This window comes from Vibrio limimangrovi (assembly GCF_054064025.1).
In genome coordinates this window covers 1-25,511 of sequence record NZ_JBSUGF010000016.1, presented here as the reverse complement: position 1 = coordinate 25,511, position 25,511 = coordinate 1, and the positions used below count along the sequence as shown (strand labels likewise).

Sequence of the window (25,511 nt, the reverse complement as noted above, 5' to 3'; positions counted from 1 at the left end):
ATGACAATGACCAAGCAAGTTGATAGCTGGTGGAAAACCGCAACTATCTACCAAATTTACCCGAAAAGCTTTTGCGATAGTGGCAGCAAAGGCACCGGAGATATCAAAGGGATCATTTCTAAGCTGGATTACCTGAAACACCTTGGTGTGGATGCAATTTGGCTGACACCGGTTTACGCATCGCCAATGATCGATAACGGTTACGATATTTCCGATTACTACTCGATCAACCCTGAATTCGGCACAATGGTTGACTTTGATTCTTTGCTGGTGGAGGCTCATCAGCTTGGTATCCGAATCATCATGGACATTGTCGTCAACCATACCTCAACTGAGCACAAATGGTTCCAGTCAGCATTGGGCGACAAAAACAGCCCTTATCGTGACTACTACATCTGGAAAGATCCTGTAAACGGGGCTGAGCCAAACAACTGGCAGTCTAAGTTTGGCGGTAACGCATGGGAACTGGACGAAGCCACTGGTCAGTACTACTTGCACCTGTTTGCGAAAGAACAAGCGGACTTAAACTGGGAGAATCCGGTCGTTCGCGAAGAAGTTAAAGACGTGATCAACTTTTGGGCAGAGAAGGGCGTGGACGGATTCCGTCTGGATGTCATTAACCTGATTTCCAAGCAGCAAGATTTCCCGAGCGATGATATTGGCGATGGTCGTCGTTTTTATACCGATGGCCCACGGGTGCATGAGTACCTGCAAGAGATAAGTAACGCGGTATTTCAAAAACACGGCAGTGTGACCGTAGGAGAGATGTCTTCGACCACTCTTGAGCACTGCCAGCAATATTCGTCTTTAGATGGCAAAGAGCTGTCTATGGTGTTTAACTTCCACCACTTAAAAGTGGATTACCCCAATGGCGAAAAGTGGACAAAAGCGCCGTTTGACTTTCTTCAGCTCAAACAAATCTTTAATCACTGGCAGACAGGATTAAACGGTAAAGGCTGGGGAGCACTGTTCTGGTGTAACCACGATCAGCCACGTGTGGTCAGTCGACTTGGTAATGATCAGCAGTACCGCACAGAGTCTGCGAAGATGCTGGCAGCGTCTGTTCACATGATGCAGGGTACGCCTTATGTTTATCAGGGTGAAGAGATTGGCATGACGAATCCGGGTTATACCGAGATCAGTCAGTATCGTGATGTCGAGAGTACTAACATGTACGACATTATGGTCAATCGCGACGGGGTATCGCATCAGGAAATGATGGCTATTCTGGCTCAGAAATCACGAGATAACTCTCGAACTCCTATGCAATGGAATGGCCAACCGTATGCTGGTTTCACCAAAGGAACGCCTTGGCTCGAGGTCGCGCAGAATTATCCGCAAATCAATGCCGAGTCTGCTGTAGCAGATTTAAACTCCGTATTTTATTTCTACAAGCGCTTAATTGAGCTGCGCAAACAGGTCCCAGTCATCACGGACGGCAGCTATGAAGATTTGCTGCCAGAGCATTCGCGTATTTTTGCTTACGCTCGCCAGAATGAAACTCAGACTCTTTTGTGTATCAATAACTACTATGGTGAAGAGGTAGAATGTGTATTGCCAGAGTACTTTGAGATGACTAAAGCCAAGCGTTTGTTGTCCAACTACCATAATTCGGCAAGTGCGGTTGCTTCTCGTCATCAGACACTGCGTCCGTATGAAACGCGAATATTGTTGATTGAAGAATAAGAAAACGCCCCTCTAGGACTTTTGTTCCCACTAAAGGCTTTGGAATGCTCCCCAAAGCCTTTTTTCATTTAGCTTTTCGTTACGAACCGTAGGTCACGGAATAGCGATGTGGTTTGTGGTTCATCGCAAGTACCAGATTAAGCGCAAACGCCCCTAAGGCTGACAACGCGATTACCCAAGGTGAGACGAAGAACATCGACGCCAATACAATACACACATCAATCGCCATCTGACTCTTGCCGACAGAAATGCCGAATTTGTCGTAGATAAACAGGCACAAGACATTAAAGCCGCCCAGACTCGAACGATGGCGGAACAAGATCAGCATACCTAATCCCATCAGTAATCCGCCTGCAACCGCACAGTAGATTTCATTTACTGATTCTAACGAGATCAGTAAATAAAGATGATCGGCAAAAATCGAGACTAAAGCACCAGAAATGACACTATTGATTGCAAAATGACGCCCAAAACGTTTCCAGGCTAACAAATAAAAAGGAGTGTTAATCAAAAAATACAGCACACCAAAGGTAAAAGGTGTAAATTGGCTAATAAGCAATGCCAATCCCGTGGTTCCTCCTGTAAGGAGTTGCGCAGATTGGAGAAAGAAAACGCCTTGAGCAACCAAAAAGGTACCCGTGAGAATTGCTACCCAGTCTTCTTTTAGTGAGTGTTTTTCCATCAATTTTCAGTCGCCGGTGAGAAATAAGGCAGGCATGATAGTAAAAAGATGATCTTTTCGGTAGCTAGAGGCTAAAATTTACGGTAAACCTATGTAATTGCTGTTTTACAGGGTGTAAAGCACAAAATTGACAGTAATGTCGTTGTTAAAATGATTGCAACATCGACATGATATTTATTACTGGTCATCATGAAAAAACTGCATGAGAAAAATTTTAATTTTCTCTTTATGACCCAGATCAAATTATGTAGAATGCGCGCCATTAGAGTGACGAAAACGTTTGCGCTCGGTCATTAAACAGTTTTTTTGCCAATTTCAGTATTAATCTGAGTCAGGAGATACAGATGCTTAAGCGTGATATGAACATCGCAGATTACGATGCGGAACTGTTCGCAGCTATCCAGGAAGAAACTCTTCGCCAGGAAGAACACATTGAACTTATCGCTTCTGAAAACTACACAAGCCCACGTGTAATGGAAGCTCAAGGTTCTCAGCTAACGAACAAATACGCTGAAGGCTACCCAGGCAAGCGTTACTACGGCGGTTGTGAGTACGTAGATAAAGCGGAACAACTAGCAATCGATCGTGCGTGTGAACTGTTCGGTTGTGAGTACGCAAACGTACAGCCTCACTCAGGTTCTCAAGCAAACAGCGCAGTATACATGGCGCTTCTAAACCCAGGCGACACAGTACTAGGCATGAGCCTGGCGCACGGTGGTCACCTGACTCACGGTTCACCAGTAAACTTCTCTGGTAAGCACTACAACGTTATCCCTTACGGTATCGACGAAGCTGGTCAAATCAACTACGACGAGATGGAAGCGCTAGCGCTTGAGCACAAGCCTAAGATGATCATCGGTGGTTTCTCAGCTTACTCTCAAATCGTTGATTGGAAACGCATGCGTGAAATCGCAGACAAAGTTGATGCTTACCTTTTCGTAGATATGGCTCACGTTGCTGGTCTTATCGCAGCAGGCGTTTACCCAACACCAGTACCATACGCACACGTTGTAACAACAACAACGCACAAAACACTAGCAGGTCCACGTGGTGGTCTTATCCTGTCTAACGCTGGCGAAGAGATGTACAAAAAGCTGAACTCAGCTGTCTTCCCTGGTGGTCAAGGTGGTCCTCTAATGCACGTTATCGCTGGTAAAGCAGTAGCGTTCAAAGAAGCGATGGAACCTGAATTTAAAGCATACCAAGCTCGCGTAGTTGAAAACGCGAAAGCAATGGTTGCTCAGTTCCAAGAGCGCGGTTACAAAATTGTTTCTAATGGTACAGAAAACCACCTGTTCCTGGTTGATCTAATCGACAAGAACATCACTGGTAAAGAAGCGGACGCAGCACTAGGTGCAGCGAACATCACAGTAAACAAAAACTCAGTACCAAATGACCCACGTAGCCCATTCGTAACGTCTGGTATCCGTGTTGGTACGCCAGCGATCACTCGTCGTGGCTTCACTGTAGAAGACGCAAAAGAGCTAGCGAACTGGATGTGTGATGTTCTTGATAACATCGACAACGCAGAAGTTATCGAAGCTACTAAGCAAAAAGTGCTAGATATCTGTAAGCGTCTGCCAGTTTACGCATAATTTGCTTTGTAAACGATAGCTTCTTCATAGAGTGAGCCGATTTCGGTGTCGAACATACTCATTTGCTCGCGCAAATTCCGTGTGTTCTCCTAGAACTCGACTCATCTATTTTGAACATTGATATATTAAAGGTCCTCAATTGAGGGCCTTTTTGTTTGTCTGGCGTTTGGAATGGGTTCGGTATTCCCTACAATCTAGGAACGAGTGGGATAGGGAATCTCTTTTTCTGAACGATAGATACAAAAAAGGTTGGCGTAGTGCCAACCTTTTCAGTGAGTTATCTCGAGTTACTTACTTGATCTCAAGACCTTGTGCTTGCATGTCGGCATGGTATGAAGAGCGAACAAATGGACCACACGCGGCGTGTGTGAAGCCTAGTTCTAGTGCGATTTCTTTTAGCTCGTCAAACTCTGCTGGTGGAACGTAACGTTCTACTGGCAAGTGGTGACGACTTGGTGCCAGGTACTGACCAAGTGTTAGCATAGTTACGCCATGTTCACGCAGATCTTTCAGTACTTCGATGATCTCTTCTTTTGTCTCGCCAAGCCCCATCATCAGACCTGACTTAGTCGGTACGTCTGGATGCTGCTCTTTGAATTTCTGCAGTAGTTGCAGAGACCACTTGTAGTTCGCACCAGGACGAGCTTTACGGTAAAGACGCGGTGCAGTTTCCAGGTTGTGGTTGAACACATCTGGCGGGTTATCTTTCATCAGATCCAGTGCGACGTCCATACGACCACGGAAATCAGGAACCAGAGTTTCAATCTTAATCTCAGGGTTCAGCGCACGGATCTCGCGGTTACAGTCAGCAAAGTGCTGAGCACCACCATCACGTAGATCGTCACGGTCTACTGAGGTGATTACCACATACTTCAACTTCATATCAGCGATGGTTTTCGCCAGTTTTTGTGGCTCTTCTGCTTCTGGAGGCAGAGGACGGCCATGAGCAACGTCACAGAAAGGGCAACGACGAGTACAAATTGCGCCCAGGATCATAAAGGTCGCAGTACCGTGGTTAAAACACTCAGCCAGGTTAGGGCAAGAAGCTTCTTCACAAACTGAGTGAAGCTTGTTCTTACGCATCGCGGCTTTGATGTCTTGAATTCGTTTGCTATCGGCTGGTAGCTTGATCTTCATCCAATCAGGCTTACGCAGCACTTGTTTCTGCTCTGAAGGCATGTTCTTTACTGGAATCAATGCCATTTTGTCGGCGTCACGATATTTAACGCCTTTTTCCATCTGGATTGGTTTGCTCATGCTTTATTACCTTGAGAAGGTGCTTCTGTGCTGAACTCTACTTGCTCGTAATTGAGCAAAGTAACAAGTTCTTGTACGAGTTGTTTTTCTACGGATTCTACATTGTCTGGTCCGCCCAATTGGCTAACCTGAACCATTTCCATGCCTTCATAGCCGCAAGGGTTGATACGTAGGAATGGTGTCAAATCCATATTTACGTTCAGGGCGAGACCATGAAAGGAGCATCCTTTACGAATGCGCAGACCGAGAGAACATATTTTCTTGCCATCGACATACACGCCCGGAGCGTCTGGTCGTGCAGCAGAATCGATATTGTATGCTTTTAGCGTGTTGATCACGAGATTCTCGATGTTGGTAACGAGATCTCGTACTCCTAATTTTTTGCGACGCAGGTTAATCAGGAAGTAAGCCACTAGCTGACCTGGACCATGATAGGTCACCTGACCTCCGCGGTCGCTTTGTACGACAGGAATATCTCCAGTGTTAATAAGATGCTCGGCTTTGCCGGCCTGACCTTGGGTAAATACTGGGTTATGCTCTACCAGCCAAACTTCATCACATGTTTCTTCGGTGCGTTGGTCTGTGAACTCATGCATTGCCTTCCATACCGGCTCATAGTCCTGGCGGCCAAGTCGTTTCACAACAAGTTGGTGTTGCATGGCATTTCCTGTCGCTATTTTATAAAGTGTTCGGATTATAAACTGGATAATCCATCTACTCTACCGTTGAGTAACAGATTTTTAACTCAAAGGTGAAAGGTTTTTTACTATCTTGTTGATATGTAAAAAGAAAGCAGCCGTAGCTGCTTTCAAAAAAAATTTAAAATATCAAATAATTACAGAACCATGCGAACAATCTCGATTTCGCCCAGCTCTTTGTAAAGAATCTCAACCTGTTCGATTGAAGTCGCAGTGATATTGATAGACACCGAGTGGTAGTTTCCTTTCGCACTTGGTTTGACTGTTGGGCTGTAGTCACCTGGAGCATGGCGCTGGATTACTTCAAGAACAAGTTCTGGTAGCTCAGGCTTTGCATGACCCATTACCTTGTAAGTAAAAGAACAAGGGAACTCAAGCAGGTCTTTTAATTTAGCATCTGAGTTGATGGTTAGCATATCGGTAACTCCAGTTGGTATTCGTTGCGGTGCGAAATAGTACAGTCAATTTGAGGTGAACTCAAGGTTAGACCCGCAAACTTAAAAAGCCGCCATGGTTGGCGGCTTTGCAAATCAGTTTGCTAATCTATAGCTAGTTTTAGAGGAAACTCTTAACTAACAATACGATGTAATCCCACATGCGGCTAAACAGGCTGCCTTGTTCGACAGTTTCAAGCGCCATTAATGGGTACTCGGCAATGTCTTCACCATCGATCTGATAGTATAGCTTACCAACTACATCACCTTTATTAATTGGGGCTTCTAGCTCTTTTTCAAGTACGAAGCTTGCTTTTAGGTTCTTCGCTTCACCACGAGGAAGAGTGACGTACGTATCTTTATCCAGACCCAGTGCAACCGTGTCTTTGTTACCCATCCATACTTTTTCTTCTACGAATGTTTCACCCGCTTTGTGCGGAGCAACGGTTTCGAAGAAGCGGAAGCCGTAGCTCAGCAGCTTTTTACTTTCTGATTTACGTGCGTTTGCATCTTTAGTGCCCATCACTACTGCAACCAGACGCATTTGGCCTTCGGTTGCTGAGCTTACCAGGCTGTAACCAGCATTGCTTGTGTGACCAGTTTTGATACCGTCAACGTTCATACTCTTATCCCAAAGCAAGCCGTTACGGTTGTATTGAGTGATGCCGTTGTAGGTGAATTTCTTCTCTGAGTAAACACGGTACTCACTTGGTACATCGCGGATAAGCGCTTTACCTAGCAAAGCCATGTCGTATGGCGTGGAGTACAACTCCGGGCTATCTAAGCCATGAACGTTGGCAAAGTGTGAGTTAGTCATGCCCAGTGTATTTGCCCACGCGTTCATCAGGTCGACAAATGCATCCTCAGAGCCCGCAATGTGTTCTGCCATTGCTACACAAGCATCATTACCAGACTGGATAATAATGCCGCGGTTCAGTTCTTTTACTTTTACGGTAGTTCCCACTTCGACGAACATTTTTGAAGAGTCCGGGAAGTTTTTCGCCCATGCATTCTTGCTGATGGTGACGTCATCATCTTCTGAAATATTACCACGTGCTAGCTCTTGGCCAATGACGTAGCTAGTCATCATTTTCGTTAGACTCGCAGGAGACAATTTTGTGTTCATCTCTTTTTCTGCCAGAACTTTACCTGAATGGTAATCCATCAACACGTAGCCTTTGGCTGCGATTTGAGGAGAATCTGGTACCACTATCGGTGCGGCAAGAGCTGATTGAGCAAAGGTTGCTGAAAGAACAACGGATGAGACGAAAATAGATTTCACAAACTTATTTTTATTCATGGTAATTCAAATTTTTGGGTTTAACTGCGGATATCTTATCAGAATCCCCGATGATATTCAGAGGGGATTCAATGAGAAATCGATGAACCTACGTCATTTGGCAGTGTTGTGTTTTTTAATAAAGGCAGACGGATAGCCGAGCAACTTTACTTTATCCAGTGTGGCTTGCGTCAGAGAATAATCACTAAACGGGCCTAATAACAAGCGATACGATTCTTTCGCATTTTCAAGGAAAGTTTCCGTATCCAGCTTTTGACCAAGTTCTGACCCTAAAGTTCGGGCGCTGCTTTCATTTTTTGAAGATGCGACCTGAATAACGTATTTAGGGTGATTGCCTAATGACTTTTTATCAGTTGGTTTGTCTACACTAATGACTTCTATTTTGACATTCGCTGTACCTGTTTTAATGACGCCCAGCTTATGAGCGGCGACGTAGCTCAAATCAATAATTCGGCCATCGTGGAATGGACCTCGGTCATTCACACGTACTACCGTTGTTTTGCCATTATCGGTATTAGTTACTCTCACATAGCTCGGCAACGGAAGCGTTTTGTGTGCCGCTGTCATTGAGTACATGTCGTAAATTTCACCGTTTGAGGTTAAATGCCCCTGAAATTTTTTGCCATACCAGGAAGCGCGACCTTTTTGTGAGAAGCCTTTAGCGTCTCGGATGATTTGATAATTCTTACCACGCAGGTAGTAATCTCTATTCCCCCCTAAGCTATAAGGCTCATATTTTGGGTAGGCGTCTTCGATATGATCGAGCGAAAGCGGTGTATCTGGAGCAACATCGGATTCGAGTTCGTAACGACCATCCTGCTTTTTCTCACTGGTTGATGAACAGCCAGCCAAAATGATCGCAGAGAAAACTAAGGAATATAAAGCGCGTTTTTGCATGTCTAGGTCGCCTTAGAGAATGCTTTCCGGTGCGTGTGAATCGACATTAATATGCCAAACCCTGCCATCAGTGTCACCATCGAGGTGCCGCCGTAACTAATTAAAGGTAGTGGTACACCTACAACAGGTAGAATGCCACTTACCATGCCGATATTAACAAAAATGTACACGAAGAAACTAAGTACAATACTTCCCGCCATCATTCGTCCAAAAGCAGTCTGTGCCTGACTCGCAAGGTAGAGGCCTCGACCAATAATAAACAGATAGATGGATAATAAACACAGAAAGCCAATCATACCCCATTCTTCAGCAATTACTGCAAAGATAAAGTCAGTGTGTCGCTCAGGAAGAAATTCCAGCTGCGACTGTGTACCATGTAGCCAACCTTTACCTGATATACCACCAGAGCCAATGGCAATTTTACTCTGAATAATATGGTAGCCAGCACCCAAAGGATCGGACTCGGGGTTAAATAACGTCCGTACACGGGTTTTCTGATACTCTCGCATCAGAAAAAACCATAATATTGGAAGAAATCCACCCAGAGCAACAGCTGCTGCAGCAATGATTTTCCAGCTGATACCGGCAAGGAAGATAACAAAGATGCCCGAAGCCGCGATCAGGATGGATGTTCCCAAATCAGGTTGTTTGGCAATTAATATTGTTGGTACACACACCATCACCAATGCGATGGTCAGCGTCTTAAAGGTTGGCGGAAGTGGCTGACGACCAATGTAGCGTGCAACCATCAACGGAACTGCAAGTTTGAGCAGCTCAGATGGTTGGAATCGAACGAATCCGAGGTTGAGCCATCGCTGTGCACCTTTAGATGCTTCACCAAAAAATAGCACCCCAAACAATAAGATAACACCGGCGCTAAACATCAAAGGCGCTAAGCTTTCGTAGGTACGTGGTGAAAGCTGAGCAAGTACTATCATTACGACCAGAGAGAGCACCATACGCATCGCCTGGCGATCCATCATCGTCAAGCTTTGACCGCTGGCGCTGTACATGATCACCAAGCCACATCCCATCAGTGCCAATATGCCTAATAGCAGTGGCAAGTCGATATGGAAGCGTTCAAACAGGGCGCGGTTTTTTCCTGTAGAGGGATCCATTTTCATTATTGTGTTGCCTCTTTCTTCTCGTTGGCAATATCGTCTTCTGGTTTAATTTCTTCCGGGCCAAGCACGACACGGTCAAAGATTTTTCTTGCTACTGGCGCACCATTACTTGAGCCACCACCCGCGTTTTCCAGTACCACAGTCACGACAACTTTTGGATCATCAAACGGAGCAAATCCCGTGAACAAGGCATGGTCACGCAAATGCTCGGCAACTTCGTTAGCTTTGTACACTTCGTTTTCAGCCAAGCCGAATACCTGCGCAGTACCGGACTTACCTGCGGTTTCATAGCTCATATCGGTAAATGAACGACGGGCTGTGCCTCGTACGCCATGGTTGACTCTATGCATCCCTTCTTTTGCCATATCCCAGTATTTTTTCGGCACATCCTTAATGGGTGGATAGGTCAAGTAGTCTTCTGTGTGTTGCTCGTCAAATTCGCCGCCATTGTTGATTGAGGCTTTAAGTAAGTGAGGGGCGGTAACTGCTCCGTCGTTCACTAGCACCGTGGTCGCTTTAGCGATTTGCATCGGAGTGGCCGTCCAGTACCCTTGACCGATACCGACAGGAATGGTATCGCCTTTATACCAGGGAGTTTTATGGCGAGAGTATTTCCACTCACGCGTCGGCATATTGGCTTTACTTTCTTCGTAGATATCAATACCTGTGTAATCACCAAAGCCGAACATCATCATCCAGTTTGAAATACGGTCAATACCCATGTCATAAGCGACTTGGTAGAAGAAGGTATCCACCGATTCTTCAATAGATTTGATGACATCAACTCGGCCATGACCCCAACGTAACCAGTCGCGGAAAGGGCGCGTATCTGAGTTAGGAATGCGCCAGTATCCAGGATCACTACGTGTTGTTTTCGGCGTGATAACCCCTTCTTGTAATGCTGCTACCGCCATAAATGGCTTGATGGTAGAGGCGGGCGGATAAATACCTAATGTAGCTCGGTTAACCAGCGGGCGGTTGTTATCGTTGAGTAAGTCTCGGTACGCTTTCCCTGAGATGCCATGCACGAAAGCATTCGGGTCGTAGCTCGGGCTTGAGACCATGGCTAATATGCCGCTGTCTCTTGGGTCTATCACCACCGCACTTCCGCGTCTGCCATCGAGTAATTGATGAACATACAACTGCAAATTAATGTCTAGATTTAAGACAATGTCTTTACCCGGGATAGGTGGCACGTATTTCAAAGTACGGATCACGCGTCCACGGCTGTTGACTTCCACCTCTTGGTAACCTGCCGTCCCGTGTAACAGATCCTCGTAGTATTTTTCGATACCCAACTTACCAATGTCACGAGTGGCTTGATAGTTTGAATCTTTTTCTTCACGGACCAGTCGCTGTATATCGCGATCGTTAATACGAGAAACGTAGCCAATCACATGAGTAAGCACTTCGCTGAATGGGTAGTAGCGTTTGAGTGTTGCGCTGATTTCTACGCCCGGAAAGCGGTATTGGTTAACCGAGAATACCGCTACTTGCTTTTCATCGAGTTGGGTAAGGAGAGGAACCGATTTAAAGCGACGTGTGCGGATTCGCTCACGATGAAAGCGTTCAATTTGTTCTGGCGTGATTTCCAGAATGGTTTGTAGTTCTTTGATGGTCTCGTCGATGTCTTTTACTTTCTCTGGAGTTAACTCCAGATTAAAGACAGGGCGGTTTTCAGCCAGTAAGACGCCGTTACGATCATAAATGAGCCCTCGGTTAGGCGCGATCGGAACGACTTTAATACGGTTGTCATTTGAACGAGTTTGATAATCCTGGAACTGGTTAACCTGAATGTTGTACATGTTGGCGACCAGCAATCCCATTAAAACGACGATACCGACAAATGACACGACAGCACGACTGGCAAACAGGCGTGCTTCGGCTTGATAATCTCGAATTTGAGTGCGGCGTTTACGAATCATTAACGCTTGTCTCTGAGTTTAAATGGCGATTATTCGCGGTGATAAGGGTGGTTCGCAGTAATGCTCCACGCTCGGTATAAGCTTTCAGCCATCACAATACGTACCAAAGGATGTGGTAACGTTAATGCTGACAAAGACCAGCTTTGGTCTGCCGCTGCTTTACACGCAGGTGCCAGACCCTCAGGACCGCCGATTAAGATCGACACGTCACGAGCATCCAGTTTCCAGGCTTCCAATTGCTCGGCTAATTGTGGGGTGTCCCACTTTTTGCCCGGGATATCTAACGTGACTATGCGGTTTCCTTTTGGTACTGCTGCCAACATCGCTTCGCCTTCTTTTTGCAGAATTCGGGCGATATCGGCATTTTTACCGCGTTTGCCTGCTGAGATCTCTACCAACTCAAGTGGCATGTCATGTGGGAAACGACGGCGGTATTCCTGGAATCCTTCCTCGACCCATTTCGGCATTTTTGTCCCAACGGCAATTAATTGAATTTTCAAAAGATCAGCCCCAGAGTTTTTCTAGCTGGTACAGTTCGCGATGTTCTTCTTGCATTACATGCAGCATCGCATCGCCCATATCCAGAACAACCCATTCACCTTCGTTCTCACCTTCCATGCCAAGAGGTACAAGTCCTGCCTTTTTCACTTCAGACGCAACGTGATCAGCGATGGATGAAACGTGGCGTTTAGACGTGCCAGTACAGATGATCATGTAATCTGTGACGCTCGACTTGTCTTCCACATTCAGGATAATAATATCTTCCGCTTTCATATCGTCGGCTTTATCAGCTAAAAAGTCTTTCAGTTCTTCGCGAAGCACTCGGTTTTCCTCGGTTTGTATCTTGTATCTGACTTATTTTGCTCGGTCGTCGGCAAAATAGGTTGCGCACTATAACACGCTTTGATTTTTAAATTGCCAGCTTAATATCAGGAGAGCAGGTTTCCAGGCTCAATTGATGAATAGTTGGCCATACAGATTCTTCATATTGGGTTTTGGCTTTTATCTCGGCCTGTGTCAAGAGTGAGAGAAGCTTATATATCCGGCTTGCTGACAGTCGAATTAATGCAGAGTTATACAGCGGACGCTTATTCTGCCACACCCGATGCTTTTCAAACACTTGGCTGATGCTCATTTGAGTCATATCCTGATGCATGCTCAGGAGTTGGCTGAACTCTTTCTGCACGCTGCGGATGAGAATCACTGCCTCGACACCTTCAGCTTCGAGCTGACGCAGGATTCGTTGCGCACGATTTGCTTTTCCTGCCAGTAGAGCATCAATCCAGTTGAAGGCCGTAAAATGGTTGTGACGGCTTAAGGCTTCTTCTAAGCGAACGATGGTAAGCTCACCATCAGGATAGATCAGGGCTAGTTTCTCTAAGCTTTGCGATAGTGCGAAAAGGTTCCCCTCATGCCACTGCGCTAACATCTGCAACGACTGCTGATCAGGCTTTAACCCCAAAATTCGGCAGCGAGCCTGAATGAACATTGGCAGGCGTTGAAGATCTGGAGTCAGGCAACTTACCCAGTCGCCTTTTGTGCTCAGTGCTTTAAACCATTTACTGTTTTCCTGAGCTTTGGTCAGTTTGCTGCCAACTATGACCAGCATGATGTCGTCATGCATCATATCTGACAGCGTTTGTAGCTCTTTGCTTACGGCAGTAGTGATGCCGCTTTCCGGTATTTCTAGCTCAATCAACTGACGACTGGAGAAGAGGCTGAGTGCCTGAAAGCAATCATAAACCTGGTTCCAGTCGATACTTGAATCCACGGAAAAACGGTGTTTTTCTTCAAAACCGTGTTGCTGTGCAGTTTTTTGGATGGCCTGACGGCTCTCTTGAATCAACAGCGGCTCATTACCAAAGATCAGATAAATCGGCTTAATGTGTTTGGCTAAATGTTCCGCCAGCTTGTCAGCATAAACTCGCATGTTAATTAAGAATTCGTGTTCGTGATTGGCTCGTTAATTTCACCTGATTCGTACTCTGCACGGACGCGGCCTAACTGACGCATCATCTGCTTGGCTGCTTGTAAGTACATTTCATCCTCGATAACGTCACGCTCAACGGATTTTGCCAGAGCTGTTAATGGGTTATCCAGATAGTTACGGTTTACCGTTGTTGTGTAATTTTTTGAACCATGTCCCGGAATAGTGACGCGATACTGGACGATATAAGTCAGCTCTTTCTCTGCCGCTCGGCTATTTTGATAAAGCGACAGTGTACGCTCGTCGAGAGTTGCTTCAATTAAATCCAGGTTTGGTATCGCTGATGATGGCTCAACCAAGTCAACTTTATTCAGTTTTAGCTGAGAACGTACATAACGCGTTAGTTGGTTATACTCATCGTAGCTGGTGAATGACATGGTATGCAGCTCTTCCGGTACTGAATACTCGCCACGAAGGTGAAAACCACAGGCAGAAAGAAAGCCAGCTAATACCAATACCACAGGTAGTTTAATCAAAGAGAAAAAGCGCATTGATTGTATTCATCCTAAATTGAAGAAGGTTATTTACCTCAAACCACTTTAGATCAAATGGGTTGAGGTAAATAAACAGGGTAGAGAACTACCCTGTTTAATGACTCTTGATTAGCAAATAAGTTCGCTAAGCTGAGAAAAATTGCAAGCTGTGATTAGTTTGCAACGATGTTTAGAAGCTTACCTGGAACGTAAATAACTTTACGGATGGTCAGACCATCGGTGAACTTAGTCACGTTCTCATCGCTCAGGCCAAGCTCTTCAACTTGCTCTTTGGTCGCGTCTGCCGCTACGGTCAGTTTTGCACGTAGTTTACCGTTTACCTGAACAACGACAGTTTTCTCGTCTTCAACCAGTGCTTTCTCATCGTAAGTAGGCCACGTTGCGTTGTCGATGTCTGATTGACCAAGCGCCGCCCATAGTTCGTATGAAATGTGCGGAGTGATCGGGTAAAGCATTACAATCACCGCTTTCAGAGCTTCATCAAGAATGGCACGATCTTGTGCTGATTCTTGTGGTGCTTTACCTAACTTGTTCATCACTTCCATGATTGCTGCGATAGCCGTGTTGAACGTCTGACGACGAGCCACATCATCGGTTACTTTAGCGATGGTCTTGTGAACGTCGCGACGAAGCGCTTTTTGATCAGCAGAAAGTGCAGCAGCATCAACCGCTTCTGCAACTCCTTTTGATGTGTGCTCATTCACTAGTTTCCAAACACGTTTCAGGAAGCGGTTCGCACCTTCTACGCCAGACTCTTGCCATTCAAGTGTCATGTCTGCTGGAGATGCAAACATCATGAACAGACGAACGGTATCTGCACCGTATTTGTCTACCATTTCTTGAGGGTCGATACCGTTGTTTTTCGACTTAGACATTTTGATCATGCCTGAGTGCTCAACGTTGCGACCTTCGCTATCGATAGCTGAAGTGATGCGACCTTTACCGTCACGCTCAACTTTCACGTCAGTAGGAGCAACCCACTCTTTACCGCCTTTTTCGTTCTCGAAGTAGAACGCATCAGCCAGTACCATGCCTTGACATAGTAGTTGCTTGAACGGTTCATCAGACGTTACGTAGCCAGCATCACGGAGAAGTTTGTGGAAGAAACGTGAGTACAGTAGGTGCATACAAGCGTGCTCGATACCACCGATGTACTGGTCTACTGGTAGCCAGTAGTTTGCTTTTTCAGGATCCAGGATGTCGTCCGCTTGTGGTGAACAGTAGCGTGCGTAGTACCAAGAAGATTCCATGAACGTATCGAACGTGTCAGTCTCACGTAGAGCTGGTTCGCCGTTGAACGTTGTCTTCGCCCACTCTGGATCGGCTTTGATTGGGCTTGTTACGCCATCCATAACCACGTCTTCTGGAAGAATCACTGGTAGCTGGTCTGCTGGTACCGGGTGAACTACGCCATCTTCAGTGGTTACCATTGGGATTGGTGCACCCCAGTAACGCTGACGCGATACGCCCCAGTCACGTAGACGGAAGTTAACCGTTTTAGTGCCTTTACCTTCAGCTTCTAGTTTGGCTGCGATTGCATCGAATGCAGCCTGGAATTCCAGACCGTCGAACTCGCCTGAATCAAATAGAACGCCTTTCTCGGTGTATGCTGCTTCAGAGATGTCCAGTTCGCTGCCGTCAACTGGCTTGATGACAGGAACGATGTCCAGGCCGTATTTGGTTGCGAATTCAAAGTCACGTTGGTCGTGAGCTGGTACTGCCATAACTGCGCCAGTACCGTAATCCATCAATACGAAGTTAGCGACGTATACTGGTACTTCACGGCCATTCAATGGATGAATTGCAGTAAGGCCTGTTGCCATACCTTTTTTCTCCATTGTCGCAAGCTCAGCTTCTGCCACTTTCGTGTTCTTACATTCTTCGATGAATGCAGCAAGCTCAGGGTTATTTTGCGCTGCCATTGTAGCGAGAGGGTGACCTGCTGCGATACCCACGTAAGTCACACCCATTAGCGTGTCAGGGCGAGTCGTGTAAACTTCCAGGTCTTGAGCTTGGTCTTTCACTTGGCCTTCTTTCAAGGCAAATCGCAGTTCAACACCTTCAGAGCGACCAATCCAGTTACGCTGCATGGTTTTCACCATTTCAGGCCAACCTTCAAGATTGTCTAGATCGTCTAGTAGCTCTTGGGCGTACTCAGTGATCTTGATGAACCACTGAGGGATCTCTTTTTGCTCTACCGGTGTGTCACAACGCCAGCAGCAGCCATCTTCAACCTGCTCGTTAGCCAGTACAGTTTGGTCGTTTGGACACCAGTTAACAGATGAAGTCTTCTTGTAAACCAAGCCTTTTTCGTAAAGCTTAGTGAAGAACCCTTGTTCCCAACGGTAGTATTCAGGTGTACAAGTTGCGAATTCGCGATTCCAGTCGTAGCCAAAACCTAGCAATTTAAGCTGGTTTTTCATGTACTCAATGTTTTCGTAAGTCCATGGTGCTGGCGCTGTCTTGTTTTTTACCGCTGCGTTTTCTGCAGGCAGACCGAACGCATCCCAACCAATCGGTTGCATTACGTTTTTGCCTTGTAGGCGTTGGAAACGAGATACTACGTCACCGATGGTGTAGTTACGCACGTGACCCATGTGCAGTCGACCGCTTGGGTATGGGAACATAGATAGACAGTAGAATTTTTCTTTATTTGGGTCTTCACTTACAACAAAGGTCTTGTTGTCATCCCAGTGCTTTTGAACTTTCTGTTCAATGTCTTGTGGGTTGTATTGCTCTTGCATCGATGATATCCGGTTATCTTGGAATTTGTGAGTTCGGTTAGAACAGACTTAAATAGATCGTCATAGAATACCTAAAGCTAGGGATCACAACAATAGCCAATCTGTACCCTTGCGTACTCAAGTCACGCAGGCAGGAGAAAGATGGAGGTCAGTTATGCCTAAACGTAAAACAGGTTATGAGGAAATGCTCGAGGATGTGATCGAAACCTTGAAGCACAGTCCCGAAGAAGTTAACAAAGCGATAGAGACGTCAGGCAAAGTGGTGGAGGCCGCTAATGACCTGACCAAAGATGAGTTAGCTTTGATTAAAGCGTACGTTAAATCTGATTTAAAAGAGTTTTCAGAAAGTTACGAAGAGAGCAAAAGTGGACCTTTCTACTTAACTGTCGCAGATACTATTTGGCAAGGATTGTTAGAGATCACCGACAGAACCAAAGTAGAGTGGGTTGAGTTGTTTGATGATCTTGAACATCAAGGCCTGTATGAGGCTGGCGAGGTGATAGGTTTAGGCACTTTGGTTTGCGATGAATGTGGCCATAAAACGACGTACAATCACCCAACCATTATCATTCCTTGTATCAAGTGCGGTCATACCGGCTTTAGTCGACACTCTTTAAAGCCTTAGCAAGAAAGGAAAAAGAGGCTAAAACGCCTCTTTTTAGTTGGTAGTGACGATCGCCTGACAATTTTTAAAATAACTCTCACTCACTCGTGTCATTCCGAGGAGCATTAGCGACATCAGGAATCTATTCAAAGCATGTGCGTAAATTGAAGCGAACTCCTTTAAATACGACAAACTCGGATAGTAGATCCTGAATCACGCTCCTTCGTCGCTGTTCAGGATGACTGATTAAATTAAACGGGATTTTCGCCACCATCCAAGCATCAAGCTCAACGCAACCCAGATATACAATGGCCAAGTTCCAAGGATGCGGTAAGGCGTTTGCCCATCGGTAGGCGTCAGCTCAGCTCGCAGCACCGCCGTTTCAAATTGAGGCACTTGTTCAACTATCTTTCCTTTGTGGTCAGTTACTGCCGTTAAGCCGTTATTCGTAGAACGAATCAGAGGCTTGCCCAGTTCCAGAGCACGCATACGGGCAATTTCCATATGCTGAAGCGGACCGATTGAGTGACCAAACCACGCATCGTTAGAAAGTGTCAGAATGAAGTCAGTTTCGTCATTCACGTTTTGGCGCACTTGCTCGTTAAAGATGATTTCATAGCACAGTGCTGGTGCCATATGCATACCATTAGCAACAATATTTGGCTGGATGAATGCACCACGGCTGAATGAGGACATCGGCAAGTTAAAGAAGGGCGCAAGTGGACGCAAGATGTTCTCAAACGGTACAAATTCACCAAATGGCAGCAAATGATGTTTGTGGTAGCGCTCATTCAAATCAAAACTGTAATCACCGTATGGTGTGACGCCCAGCGAAAGAATGCTGTTGTAGAACTGGCGATCTTCTCCTTGATTCACAACGCCTGTAATGACGGCGCTGTGGTTCATTTTTGCTGCACTGTCTAAATTTTGCAGGAATGAAGGCACTTCAACTTCAAAAGCAGGTATAGCAGCTTCAGGCCATACAATAATGTCAGCATCCCAGTTTTCACGAGTTGAATCGGTGTACTTCATAATGGTCGGCCAGCGCTGACTTGGTAACCATTTCAGTTTCTGGTCTACGTTACCCTGAATAAGTGCCACTTTGGCCGTGTCTTGCGGGCGAGGAGTGACCCAGTCGTATTGACGAATACCATAGCCTGTACTCAGCAATACTGCAGGAATCACCAGCATTAACCATTGCTTATGAACCCAGGCGTAAGTGAGAGCCCCTGCGGAAATCAGAATGAACAATGTAAGAAGTTCTACGCCACCGATAGGGGCAAAACTTGCAAATGGTGTATCGATCTGACTGTATCCAAGCCATAACCAAGGGAAACCCGTCATGACCCAGCCACGCAGCCAATCGGTAATCAGCCAGAGCGCAGGTGCTGCAAGGAGTACTTTGCTTAAAGTAAATTGAGGGAAGAATTTATTATTTAGCCAGGCAAACAGACCAGAATAGACCGCCAAATAGGCGACCAGTAATCCCATCAAAAATAGATTGGCAATCAGCGGCATGCCGCCAAAACCAGAAATACTGACGTAAACCCAGCTGACGCCGGTAGAAAATTGGCCAATACCCCATGAGTAACCAATCCAAAGCGCGCGTTTAGGTGTTTGATTGGCAAGAAGGATGAGCAGTATCGCAGGGCTAAGAATAGCGATAGGCCATAGTTGATAAGGAGCAAAAGCCAGGGTAGTGGAAGCGCCAACAAAAGCGGCCATTAGAGGCCGCTTGAGGCGATGAAAGAGTACATTCATCATTATATTTTTCTGATATTCCCGGTAGGGTATCGCGTTACTCTTGAGTGGCTTCAACCAGTGTCTCTTCGTCTGGAATGGTCACTTGGAGTTGAATGACACGACGGTTATCGGCAGCGGTGACTTTGAAGTTATAACTTTCAATTTCAACCAGTTCACCGCGAGAAGGTAAGTGGCCAAAGGCAGTCATTACCATACCGCCGACCGTATCCACTTCTTCATCGCTGAAGTTGGTGCCGAATGTCTCATTAAACTCTTCAATCGTTGTCAGAGCTCTGACAGCAAACGTGTGTTTGCTTAGTTTACGAATGTCGGTCTCTTCAGATTCGTCGAACTCATCTTCGATATCGCCGACGATCTCTTCGAGGATATCTTCAATGGTTACCAGACCAGAAACACCGCCGAATTCATCAACAACAATCGCCATATGATAGCGTTCTTCACGGAACTCTTTTAGCAGGCGGTCAACTCGTTTGCTTTCCGGAACCACAACTGCAGGTCGAATTACTTCTTCAATATCAAATGGGTTGCTGCCTGAGCCTAAGTATTTAAGTAAGTCCTTCGCTAATAGAATGCCTTCCACATGGTCTTTGTCTTCGCTGATCACTGGGTAGCGAGAGTGTTGAGCATCCGTAATTAGTGCGATTAACGTATCTAAATCGAAAGTGCGTTCAACAGTAACCATTTGCGAGCGCGGGATCATGATGTCTCGTACACGCATTTCGGAGATTTCCATCACACCTTCGAGCATATCGCGGGTGTCATGGTCAATCAGGTCATTTTCCTCAGAGTCGCGGATCACATCCACAAGCTCTTGGCGGTCTTTAGGATCGCCTTGAAATAGTTGACCTAGACGTTCAAAGAAGGACTTTCTACTCGGACCTTCTGCCTTTTCTTTTTTACCTTCGCTAGAAGAGGGAGAATTATCTTCGTTCATTGTTTCTCAAATAAGTAACGCTATCAGATGTGTGATAGCTCACATAGAAAGGCGACCATGAGGGTATTTTAAGTAATTCGCCTTTCCCAATTGAGCAACCAGCGGTTACTCCTTTTCAGCAATATATGGGTCTTCGTAACCCATACCTTGCATGATTTCTGTTTCGAGGGACTCCATCTCTTCGGCTTCGTCATCCTCGATATGATCATAACCTAACAGATGCAAGCTGCCATGTACAACCATATGAGCCCAATGTGCTAGCAGCGGTTTGTTCTGCTCTATGGCTTCTTTTTCAACTACTTGGCGACAGATAACTAAATCACCAAGCAGATCCATTTCCATACCCGGAGGCACTTCAAATGGAAAAGAGAGCACATTCGTTGGCTTGTCTTTACCACGATACTCATGGTTGAGCGTATGGCTTTCTTGCTCATCGACTATGCGAATGGTCAGTTCTGCCTGCGGCTGGAACAGAGGGATGGTCTTATCCAGCCACAATTGAAAGTCTTCTCTTGAAGGTAAGCCTTCTTCACTTTCGACTGCCAGTTGAAGGTCAAGTTCAATCGCCATGATTATTCCTTAGCCGCCGCTACTTGAGCGCTTAGTTCTGCTTTTGCTGCCTCGAGCAGTTTGGCATCTCGTTCATCCCGACGACGCTTTTCAAACTCTTTACGCTCTTTCTGGTCTTGCGCTTCCCATTTCTCGTAAGCGTTAACAATACGAGCAACGACAGGGTGGCGTACCACGTCATCTGCCTGGAAGAAGTTGAAACTGATGTCATCAACTTCGTTCAGTACTTCGATAGCATGACGCAGGCCAGATTTCGCACCACGCGGCAAGTCAATCTGAGTCACGTCACCAGTAATAACCGCACGCGAGTTAAAGCCAATACGTGTTAAGAACATTTTCATTTGTTCTACCGTTGTGTTTTGACTTTCATCCAGAATGATAAATGCATCGTTCAGGGTACGGCCACGCATGTACGCCAGCGGTGCCACTTCAATCACGTTTCGTTCGATAAGTTTTTCAACTCTTTCAAAGCCTAGCATCTCGAATAAAGCGTCGTACAGTGGACGAAGGTATGGGTCTACCTTTTGGCTCAGGTCGCCAGGTAGAAAGCCCAGTTTTTCACCGGCTTCAACCGCAGGACGCGTCAAAAGGATACGACGGATTTCCTGACGTTCCAGAGCGTCAACCGCCGCCGCTACTGCCAGATAGGTTTTACCTGTACCAGCAGGACCGACGCCAAATGAGATATCGTGTGTCACCATGTTAACCAGATACTGAGCCTGATTTGGTGTACGTGGCTTAATCACACCTTTTTTGGTTTTAACGAAAACTTCTTTACCGTGCACAATATTGGACTCGGTGTTTTGTTCCAGAACACCTGACTCTTTGATCGCTAAATGGATCTGTTCCGGTTCGATATCTGGGATCTCACCACGCACTGGTGCGGTATCGACATAAAGCGTTTTCAGGATATCCAGCGCAGCGGCTGAGGTGTGAGGTTGACCAACAATGGTGAAATGCTCACTGCGGTGGTTGATTTCAACGCCCAAACGGCGTTCTAAATGCTTGATGTTGTCATCGAAAGGACCGCACAGGCTAGCAAGTCGGCGGTTGTCTGAAGGTTCTAGGTTAATTTCTAGAGTTACGATTTTATTGCTCAATGTTGCCTCTCATTTTGTGCCACTTTGTGAGAGCCTGATAACGACCAGGCTCTCTGTGGCTATCTGTACGAGCTTATGGCGTAAAAGTAGCTACACCCAGCTCATCTTCGCGACGTGTTTTCGCCATCATTTGCGTCGGTGAAATCACACTACGAAGGTCCATGTCTTTTTCAGTACGTACTAGCTCACCACGCAATGAGTTTGCAAATACGTCTACGATCTTCACGTCAACGAACTGACCAATTAGGTCTGCGCTACCTTCAAAGTTTACTACACGGTTGTTTTCTGTACGAGCGCGCAGTTCCATTAGGTTTTTCTTAGAAGGGCCTTCAACCAGTACACGTTGTTCTGTGCCAAGCATTAAGCGAGAGTAACGCATAGCTTGTGCGTTGATGGTTTGCTGTAGTTCGTACAGACGTTCTTTCTTCTCTTGTTCAGACACATCACATGGGTAATCCGCTGCTGGCGTACCAGGACGTGGAGAGAAGATAAAGCTGAAGCTCATGTCAAAGTCTACGTCTTTGATCAGCTTCATCGTGTCTTGGAAGTCTTTGTCTGTTTCACCTGGGAAACCAACAATAAAGTCAGAACTGATCTGAATATCAGGACGCGCTTTACGAAGTTTACGGATGATAGACTTGTACTCTATGCCTGTATGTGGACGCTTCATCATCGTTAAGATACGGTCACTACCACTTTGTACTGGTAAGTGCAGGAAGCTTACTAGCTCAGGAGTATCTTCGTAAACGGCAATGATGTCGTCTGTGAACTCTAGCGGGTGGCTAGTGGTAAAACGAATACGATCAATACCGTCGATAGACGCAACCAAACGAAGCAGGTTTGCAAATGAGCAGATTTCACCGTCGTGCATTGGGCCACGGTACGCGTTTACGTTTTGACCTAGCAGGTTTACTTCACGTACGCCTTGTTCCGCCAGCTGAGCGATTTCGTACAGTACGTCATCCATTGGGCGACTTACTTCTTCACCACGTGTGTAAGGCACTACGCAGTAAGTACAGTATTTAGAACAGCCTTCCATAATTGAAACGAAAGCCGTTGCACCTTCTGCGCGTGGCTCTGGCAGGCTGTCGAACTTTTCAATTTCTGGGAAAGAAATATCCATTACTGGTGCATCGTCAGATTGAGATTGTTTGATCATCTCTGGTAGGCGGTGCAGAGTTTGTGGGCCAAAAATTACGTCTACGTACGGTGCACGCTCACGAATATGGTCGCCTTCTTGCGTTGCTACACAACCACCTACGCCGATAACTACGCCAGGTTTTTTATCTTTTAGTGTTTTCCAACGGCCAAGCTGGTGGAATACTTTTTCTTGCGCTTTTTCACGGATCGAACAGGTGTTAAGTAGAAGTACGTCTGCTTCCTCTGGCTCTTCCGTCAGCTCATAGCCGTTTGCAGCATTAAGCAGGTCGGCCATTTTTGATGAATCGTATTCGTTCATCTGGCAGCCCCAGGTTTTAATTAGCAGTTTCTTACTCATCTCACTTTCGCTCGTTCAGTTGTACTTAAATCGGAGAGCTATTGCTCAAATTATAGCCGCCATCTCGGCGGTAAGCGGCGTATTGTACTGCTTTAAAAAGCACCTGACTAGTGATCTGGCCAATTCTCTGCAAAGCCTGATGAAATCTAGGCTTTTGCCTTATATTGAACAAGGTTTTAATGCTCGATAACTAGGCACAAAACGCAGTTTTAGCAGGGGTAAATTGTGCAGGCTACGCATCTTTGGGAAGCGAAGGGATAAACTGTTTTGTAAATGGAATGGCTGAACGTACAATTCAAAGTGCCATTTAATCGAAGTAATGAAGAATAAAAATGAACAGATATGACATCGCCGTGATTGGTGGAGGTATGGTTGGTGCTGCAATCGCGATAGGATTCGCACAGCAGGGCAGAAGTGTTGCTGTCGTCGAAGGCACAGAGCCAAAGGCGTTTGAACCGTCACAAGCAATGGATATTCGCGTATCCGCCATCTCGCATCAATCGGTTCAATTACTTGAGTCACTTGGTGCCTGGGCATCGATTCAAGCAATGCGTGTCTGTCCTTACCGTCGTTTGGAAACGTGGGAACACCCAGAGTGCCGCACTCGATTTCATTCCGATGAACTGTCTTTAGAGCAACTTGGTTATATTGTCGAAAACCGTTTAATTCAATTGGGGTTATGGCAAGCCTTTGCAGAATATGACAACCTCGCTCTTGAATGTCCGGCACGTTTGAAAACCATCGAATTTGGCGATGTTAATCGCGTGACGTTAGAAAGCGGTAAGCAGTTTGAAGCGCAATGGGTCATCGGTGCTGACGGTGCAAATTCAAAAGTACGCGAACTGGCCGGGATAGGGATCACGGCCTGGGATTATCGCCAGCATTGTATGCTGATCAATGTTAAGACCGAATTAGAGCAACAAGATATTACCTGGCAGCAGTTTACCCCAAGTGGTCCTCGCTCTTTCTTACCACTGTGTTCGTTATATGAAGAAGGTCAGGAAGTCGGGCAAGGTTCTTTAGTCTGGTATGACTCGCCAAAACGCATTAAACAGCTGAGTGCAATGACTAAGCCTCAATTGAGAGAAGAAATACTGCGTCATTTTCCAAATGAGTTAGGTGATATTGAAGTACTTCAGTTTGGATCTTTTCCTTTGACTCGTCGTCATGCGCAGTCGTATTCCAATAAAAGCTGTGTACTTGTCGGAGATTCGGCTCATACCATCAACCCGTTAGCTGGTCAGGGTGTGAACTTAGGTTTTAAAGACGTTGATGTATTGCTGGCTGTAACGCAGGGGCAAGATGAACTTACTGATGCGCTGTTGGCTAAATATGAGCGTGCTCGCCGCCCGGATAATTTGTTAATGCAGACCGGTATGGACTTCTTCTATAAAGGCTTTAGCAATGATCTTGGCCCATTGAAGTTTGCACGAAATGCCGCGTTAAAGCTGGCTGAACATTCAGGGCCAATTAAAGCTCAAGTTCTCAAATACGCCCTAGGTATGTAATTAACCGTCAGGTTTTCAGATAGATAGAAAAAAAGCGAGCATCAAGCTCGCTTTTTTAATCCGATAAATCTAACGATCTACCGGGTCCAGAAAAAGAAAAAACCCAGCGAACTTAATGCTGGGTTTTCAATGATGGTGCGGAAGGAGAGACTCGAACTCTCACACCTTGCGGCGCCAGAACCTAAATCTGGTGCGTCTACCAATTTCGCCACTTCCGCAACTTATCTTGTAGTCATCAAGGTTATTGGTGAACCTCGAAAACATTGTATATGGCAGGGCTACCTGGATTCGAACCAGGGAATGGCGGCATCAAAAGCCGCTGCCTTACCGCTTGGCGATAGCCCTACAGGTATAGTCATTAGAGACTATGTCTTTCTTTTTCAAGAAAGAATGGTGCGGAAAGAGAGACTTGAACTCTCACACCTTACGGCGCCAGAACCTAAATCTGGTGCGTCTACCAATTCCGCCATTTCCGCAAGTTTTGATATTGTAGATTAATTTAAGATGGTGCGGAAGGAGAGACTCGAACTCTCACACCTCGCGGCGCCAGAACCTAAATCTGGTGCGTCTACCAATTTCGCCACTTCCGCATCTTAAATCTACTGACTGTCAGCCTGAACTGGCAATCTAATCAATGGTGGCTACGACGGGATTCGAACCTGTGACCCCATCATTATGAGTGATGTGCTCTAACCAGCTGAGCTACGTAG

The 25,511-nt window shown here is 46.0% G+C and carries 22 protein-coding genes and 4 tRNA genes; 4 read left to right on the top strand and 22 right to left on the bottom strand.

Annotation, left to right across the window (positions count from 1 at the left end; translation table 11 throughout):
* Positions 1–1,686: an alpha,alpha-phosphotrehalase gene (treC, locus tag ACWYU8_RS19215; protein WP_457521433.1), complete on the top strand. Its 1,686-nt coding sequence runs from the start codon at positions 1–3 to the stop codon at positions 1,684–1,686.
* Positions 1,687–1,765: 79 nt separating this feature from the next.
* Here the strand turns inward: treC and ACWYU8_RS19210 are convergent, their stop codons facing one another.
* Entirely contained in the window at positions 1,766–2,368 is a 603-nt protein-coding gene (locus tag ACWYU8_RS19210; protein WP_457521369.1) for a YitT family protein, read from the bottom strand.
* Between the two features lie 344 nt (positions 2,369–2,712).
* Here ACWYU8_RS19210 and glyA point away from each other — a divergent pair, with 344 nt between their 5' ends.
* Positions 2,713–3,963, top strand: coding sequence for a serine hydroxymethyltransferase (gene glyA / locus ACWYU8_RS19205; RefSeq protein WP_457521368.1), 1,251 nt, complete (start codon positions 2,713–2,715; stop codon positions 3,961–3,963).
* A 291-nt stretch (positions 3,964–4,254) separates the two neighbouring features.
* On the opposite strand, the gene lipA is transcribed toward glyA, so the two are convergent.
* The 12 genes from lipA to leuS all read right to left on the bottom strand — a co-directional run bounded on the left by lipA (position 4,255) and on the right by leuS (position 16,823).
* On the bottom strand, positions 4,255–5,220 hold the full coding sequence (gene lipA, locus ACWYU8_RS19200; RefSeq protein WP_457521367.1) for a lipoyl synthase: 966 nt from the start codon (positions 5,218–5,220) through the stop codon (positions 4,255–4,257).
* Complete coding sequence (lipB, locus tag ACWYU8_RS19195) at positions 5,217–5,879, bottom strand: lipoyl(octanoyl) transferase LipB (protein WP_457521366.1); 663 nt, start codon at positions 5,877–5,879, stop codon at positions 5,217–5,219. The genes lipA and lipB overlap by 4 nt, the downstream gene beginning before the upstream one ends.
* 176 nt (positions 5,880–6,055) lie before the next feature.
* Positions 6,056–6,334: a DUF493 family protein YbeD gene (gene ybeD, locus ACWYU8_RS19190; RefSeq protein ID WP_457521365.1), complete on the bottom strand. Its 279-nt coding sequence runs from the start codon at positions 6,332–6,334 to the stop codon at positions 6,056–6,058.
* Between the two features lie 139 nt (positions 6,335–6,473).
* Entirely contained in the window at positions 6,474–7,652 is a 1,179-nt protein-coding gene (locus tag ACWYU8_RS19185) for a serine hydrolase (protein WP_457521363.1), read from the bottom strand.
* 93 nt (positions 7,653–7,745) lie between these two features.
* Positions 7,746–8,549 (bottom strand): septal ring lytic transglycosylase RlpA family protein, encoded by an 804-nt coding sequence (locus ACWYU8_RS19180; RefSeq protein ID WP_457521362.1) that lies wholly within the window; start codon positions 8,547–8,549, stop codon positions 7,746–7,748.
* Positions 8,550–8,551: 2 nt separating this feature from the next.
* Positions 8,552–9,673, bottom strand: a complete 1,122-nt coding sequence (gene rodA, locus ACWYU8_RS19175) for a rod shape-determining protein RodA (protein ID WP_457521361.1) — start codon at positions 9,671–9,673, stop codon at positions 8,552–8,554.
* Complete coding sequence (gene mrdA, locus ACWYU8_RS19170) at positions 9,673–11,598, bottom strand: penicillin-binding protein 2 (protein ID WP_457521360.1); 1,926 nt, start codon at positions 11,596–11,598, stop codon at positions 9,673–9,675. The genes rodA and mrdA overlap by 1 nt, the downstream gene beginning before the upstream one ends.
* A 29-nt stretch (positions 11,599–11,627) precedes the next feature.
* The gene (gene rlmH / locus ACWYU8_RS19165; RefSeq protein WP_444494088.1) at positions 11,628–12,098 is read right to left on the bottom strand and encodes a 23S rRNA (pseudouridine(1915)-N(3))-methyltransferase RlmH; all 471 of its coding nucleotides are present in this window, start codon (positions 12,096–12,098) and stop codon (positions 11,628–11,630) included.
* A gap of 4 nt (positions 12,099–12,102) precedes the next feature.
* Positions 12,103–12,420, bottom strand: coding sequence for a ribosome silencing factor (rsfS, locus tag ACWYU8_RS19160; RefSeq protein ID WP_457521359.1), 318 nt, complete (start codon positions 12,418–12,420; stop codon positions 12,103–12,105).
* An 88-nt stretch (positions 12,421–12,508) separates the two neighbouring features.
* Positions 12,509–13,528, bottom strand: a complete 1,020-nt coding sequence (gene holA / locus ACWYU8_RS19155) for a DNA polymerase III subunit delta (RefSeq protein WP_457521358.1) — start codon at positions 13,526–13,528, stop codon at positions 12,509–12,511.
* A gap of 5 nt (positions 13,529–13,533) precedes the next feature.
* Positions 13,534–14,076, bottom strand: a complete 543-nt coding sequence (locus tag ACWYU8_RS19150) for an LPS-assembly lipoprotein LptE (RefSeq protein ID WP_457521357.1) — start codon at positions 14,074–14,076, stop codon at positions 13,534–13,536.
* Between the two features lie 155 nt (positions 14,077–14,231).
* A complete protein-coding gene (gene leuS / locus ACWYU8_RS19145) occupies positions 14,232–16,823 on the bottom strand; it encodes a leucine--tRNA ligase (protein WP_457521356.1) in 2,592 nt (863 codons plus the stop codon).
* Positions 16,824–16,977: 154 nt separating this feature from the next.
* On the opposite strand from leuS, the gene ACWYU8_RS19140 reads away from it, so the two are divergent.
* Positions 16,978–17,448 carry a zinc ribbon-containing protein gene (locus ACWYU8_RS19140; RefSeq protein ID WP_444494093.1) on the top strand — a complete coding sequence of 157 codons (471 nt, stop codon included), beginning with the start codon at positions 16,978–16,980 and terminating at the stop codon, positions 17,446–17,448.
* Between the two features lie 225 nt (positions 17,449–17,673).
* On the opposite strand, the gene lnt is transcribed toward ACWYU8_RS19140, so the two are convergent.
* The 5 genes from lnt to miaB all read right to left on the bottom strand — a co-directional run bounded on the left by lnt (position 17,674) and on the right by miaB (position 23,293).
* Entirely contained in the window at positions 17,674–19,191 is a 1,518-nt protein-coding gene (gene lnt / locus ACWYU8_RS19135; RefSeq protein WP_457521355.1) for an apolipoprotein N-acyltransferase, read from the bottom strand.
* A 34-nt stretch (positions 19,192–19,225) separates the two neighbouring features.
* Entirely contained in the window at positions 19,226–20,125 is a 900-nt protein-coding gene (corC, locus tag ACWYU8_RS19130) for a CNNM family magnesium/cobalt transport protein CorC (protein ID WP_457521354.1), read from the bottom strand.
* 105 nt (positions 20,126–20,230) lie between these two features.
* Positions 20,231–20,695: an rRNA maturation RNase YbeY gene (ybeY, locus tag ACWYU8_RS19125; RefSeq protein WP_444494096.1), complete on the bottom strand. Its 465-nt coding sequence runs from the start codon at positions 20,693–20,695 to the stop codon at positions 20,231–20,233.
* A 2-nt stretch (positions 20,696–20,697) separates the two neighbouring features.
* A complete protein-coding gene (locus tag ACWYU8_RS19120; protein ID WP_457521353.1) occupies positions 20,698–21,795 on the bottom strand; it encodes a PhoH family protein in 1,098 nt (365 codons plus the stop codon).
* A gap of 73 nt (positions 21,796–21,868) precedes the next feature.
* Positions 21,869–23,293 carry a tRNA (N6-isopentenyl adenosine(37)-C2)-methylthiotransferase MiaB gene (gene miaB / locus ACWYU8_RS19115; RefSeq protein ID WP_457521352.1) on the bottom strand — a complete coding sequence of 475 codons (1,425 nt, stop codon included), beginning with the start codon at positions 23,291–23,293 and terminating at the stop codon, positions 21,869–21,871.
* Positions 23,294–23,625: 332 nt separating this feature from the next.
* On the opposite strand from miaB, the gene ACWYU8_RS19110 reads away from it, so the two are divergent.
* Positions 23,626–24,801 (top strand): 2-octaprenyl-3-methyl-6-methoxy-1,4-benzoquinol hydroxylase, encoded by a 1,176-nt coding sequence (locus ACWYU8_RS19110; protein ID WP_457521351.1) that lies wholly within the window; start codon positions 23,626–23,628, stop codon positions 24,799–24,801.
* Between the two features lie 133 nt (positions 24,802–24,934).
* Here ACWYU8_RS19110 and ACWYU8_RS19105 read toward each other — a convergent pair.
* The 4 genes from ACWYU8_RS19105 to ACWYU8_RS19090 form a co-directional block, all read right to left on the bottom strand.
* Positions 24,935–25,019 (bottom strand) — tRNA-Leu (locus ACWYU8_RS19105).
* A gap of 52 nt (positions 25,020–25,071) precedes the next feature.
* Positions 25,072–25,146, bottom strand: a tRNA-Gln gene (locus tag ACWYU8_RS19100).
* 46 nt (positions 25,147–25,192) lie between these two features.
* Positions 25,193–25,277: transfer RNA gene (locus ACWYU8_RS19095), tRNA-Leu, on the bottom strand.
* 29 nt (positions 25,278–25,306) lie between these two features.
* Positions 25,307–25,391, bottom strand: a tRNA-Leu gene (locus ACWYU8_RS19090).
* Positions 25,392–25,511 lie beyond the last annotated feature (120 nt).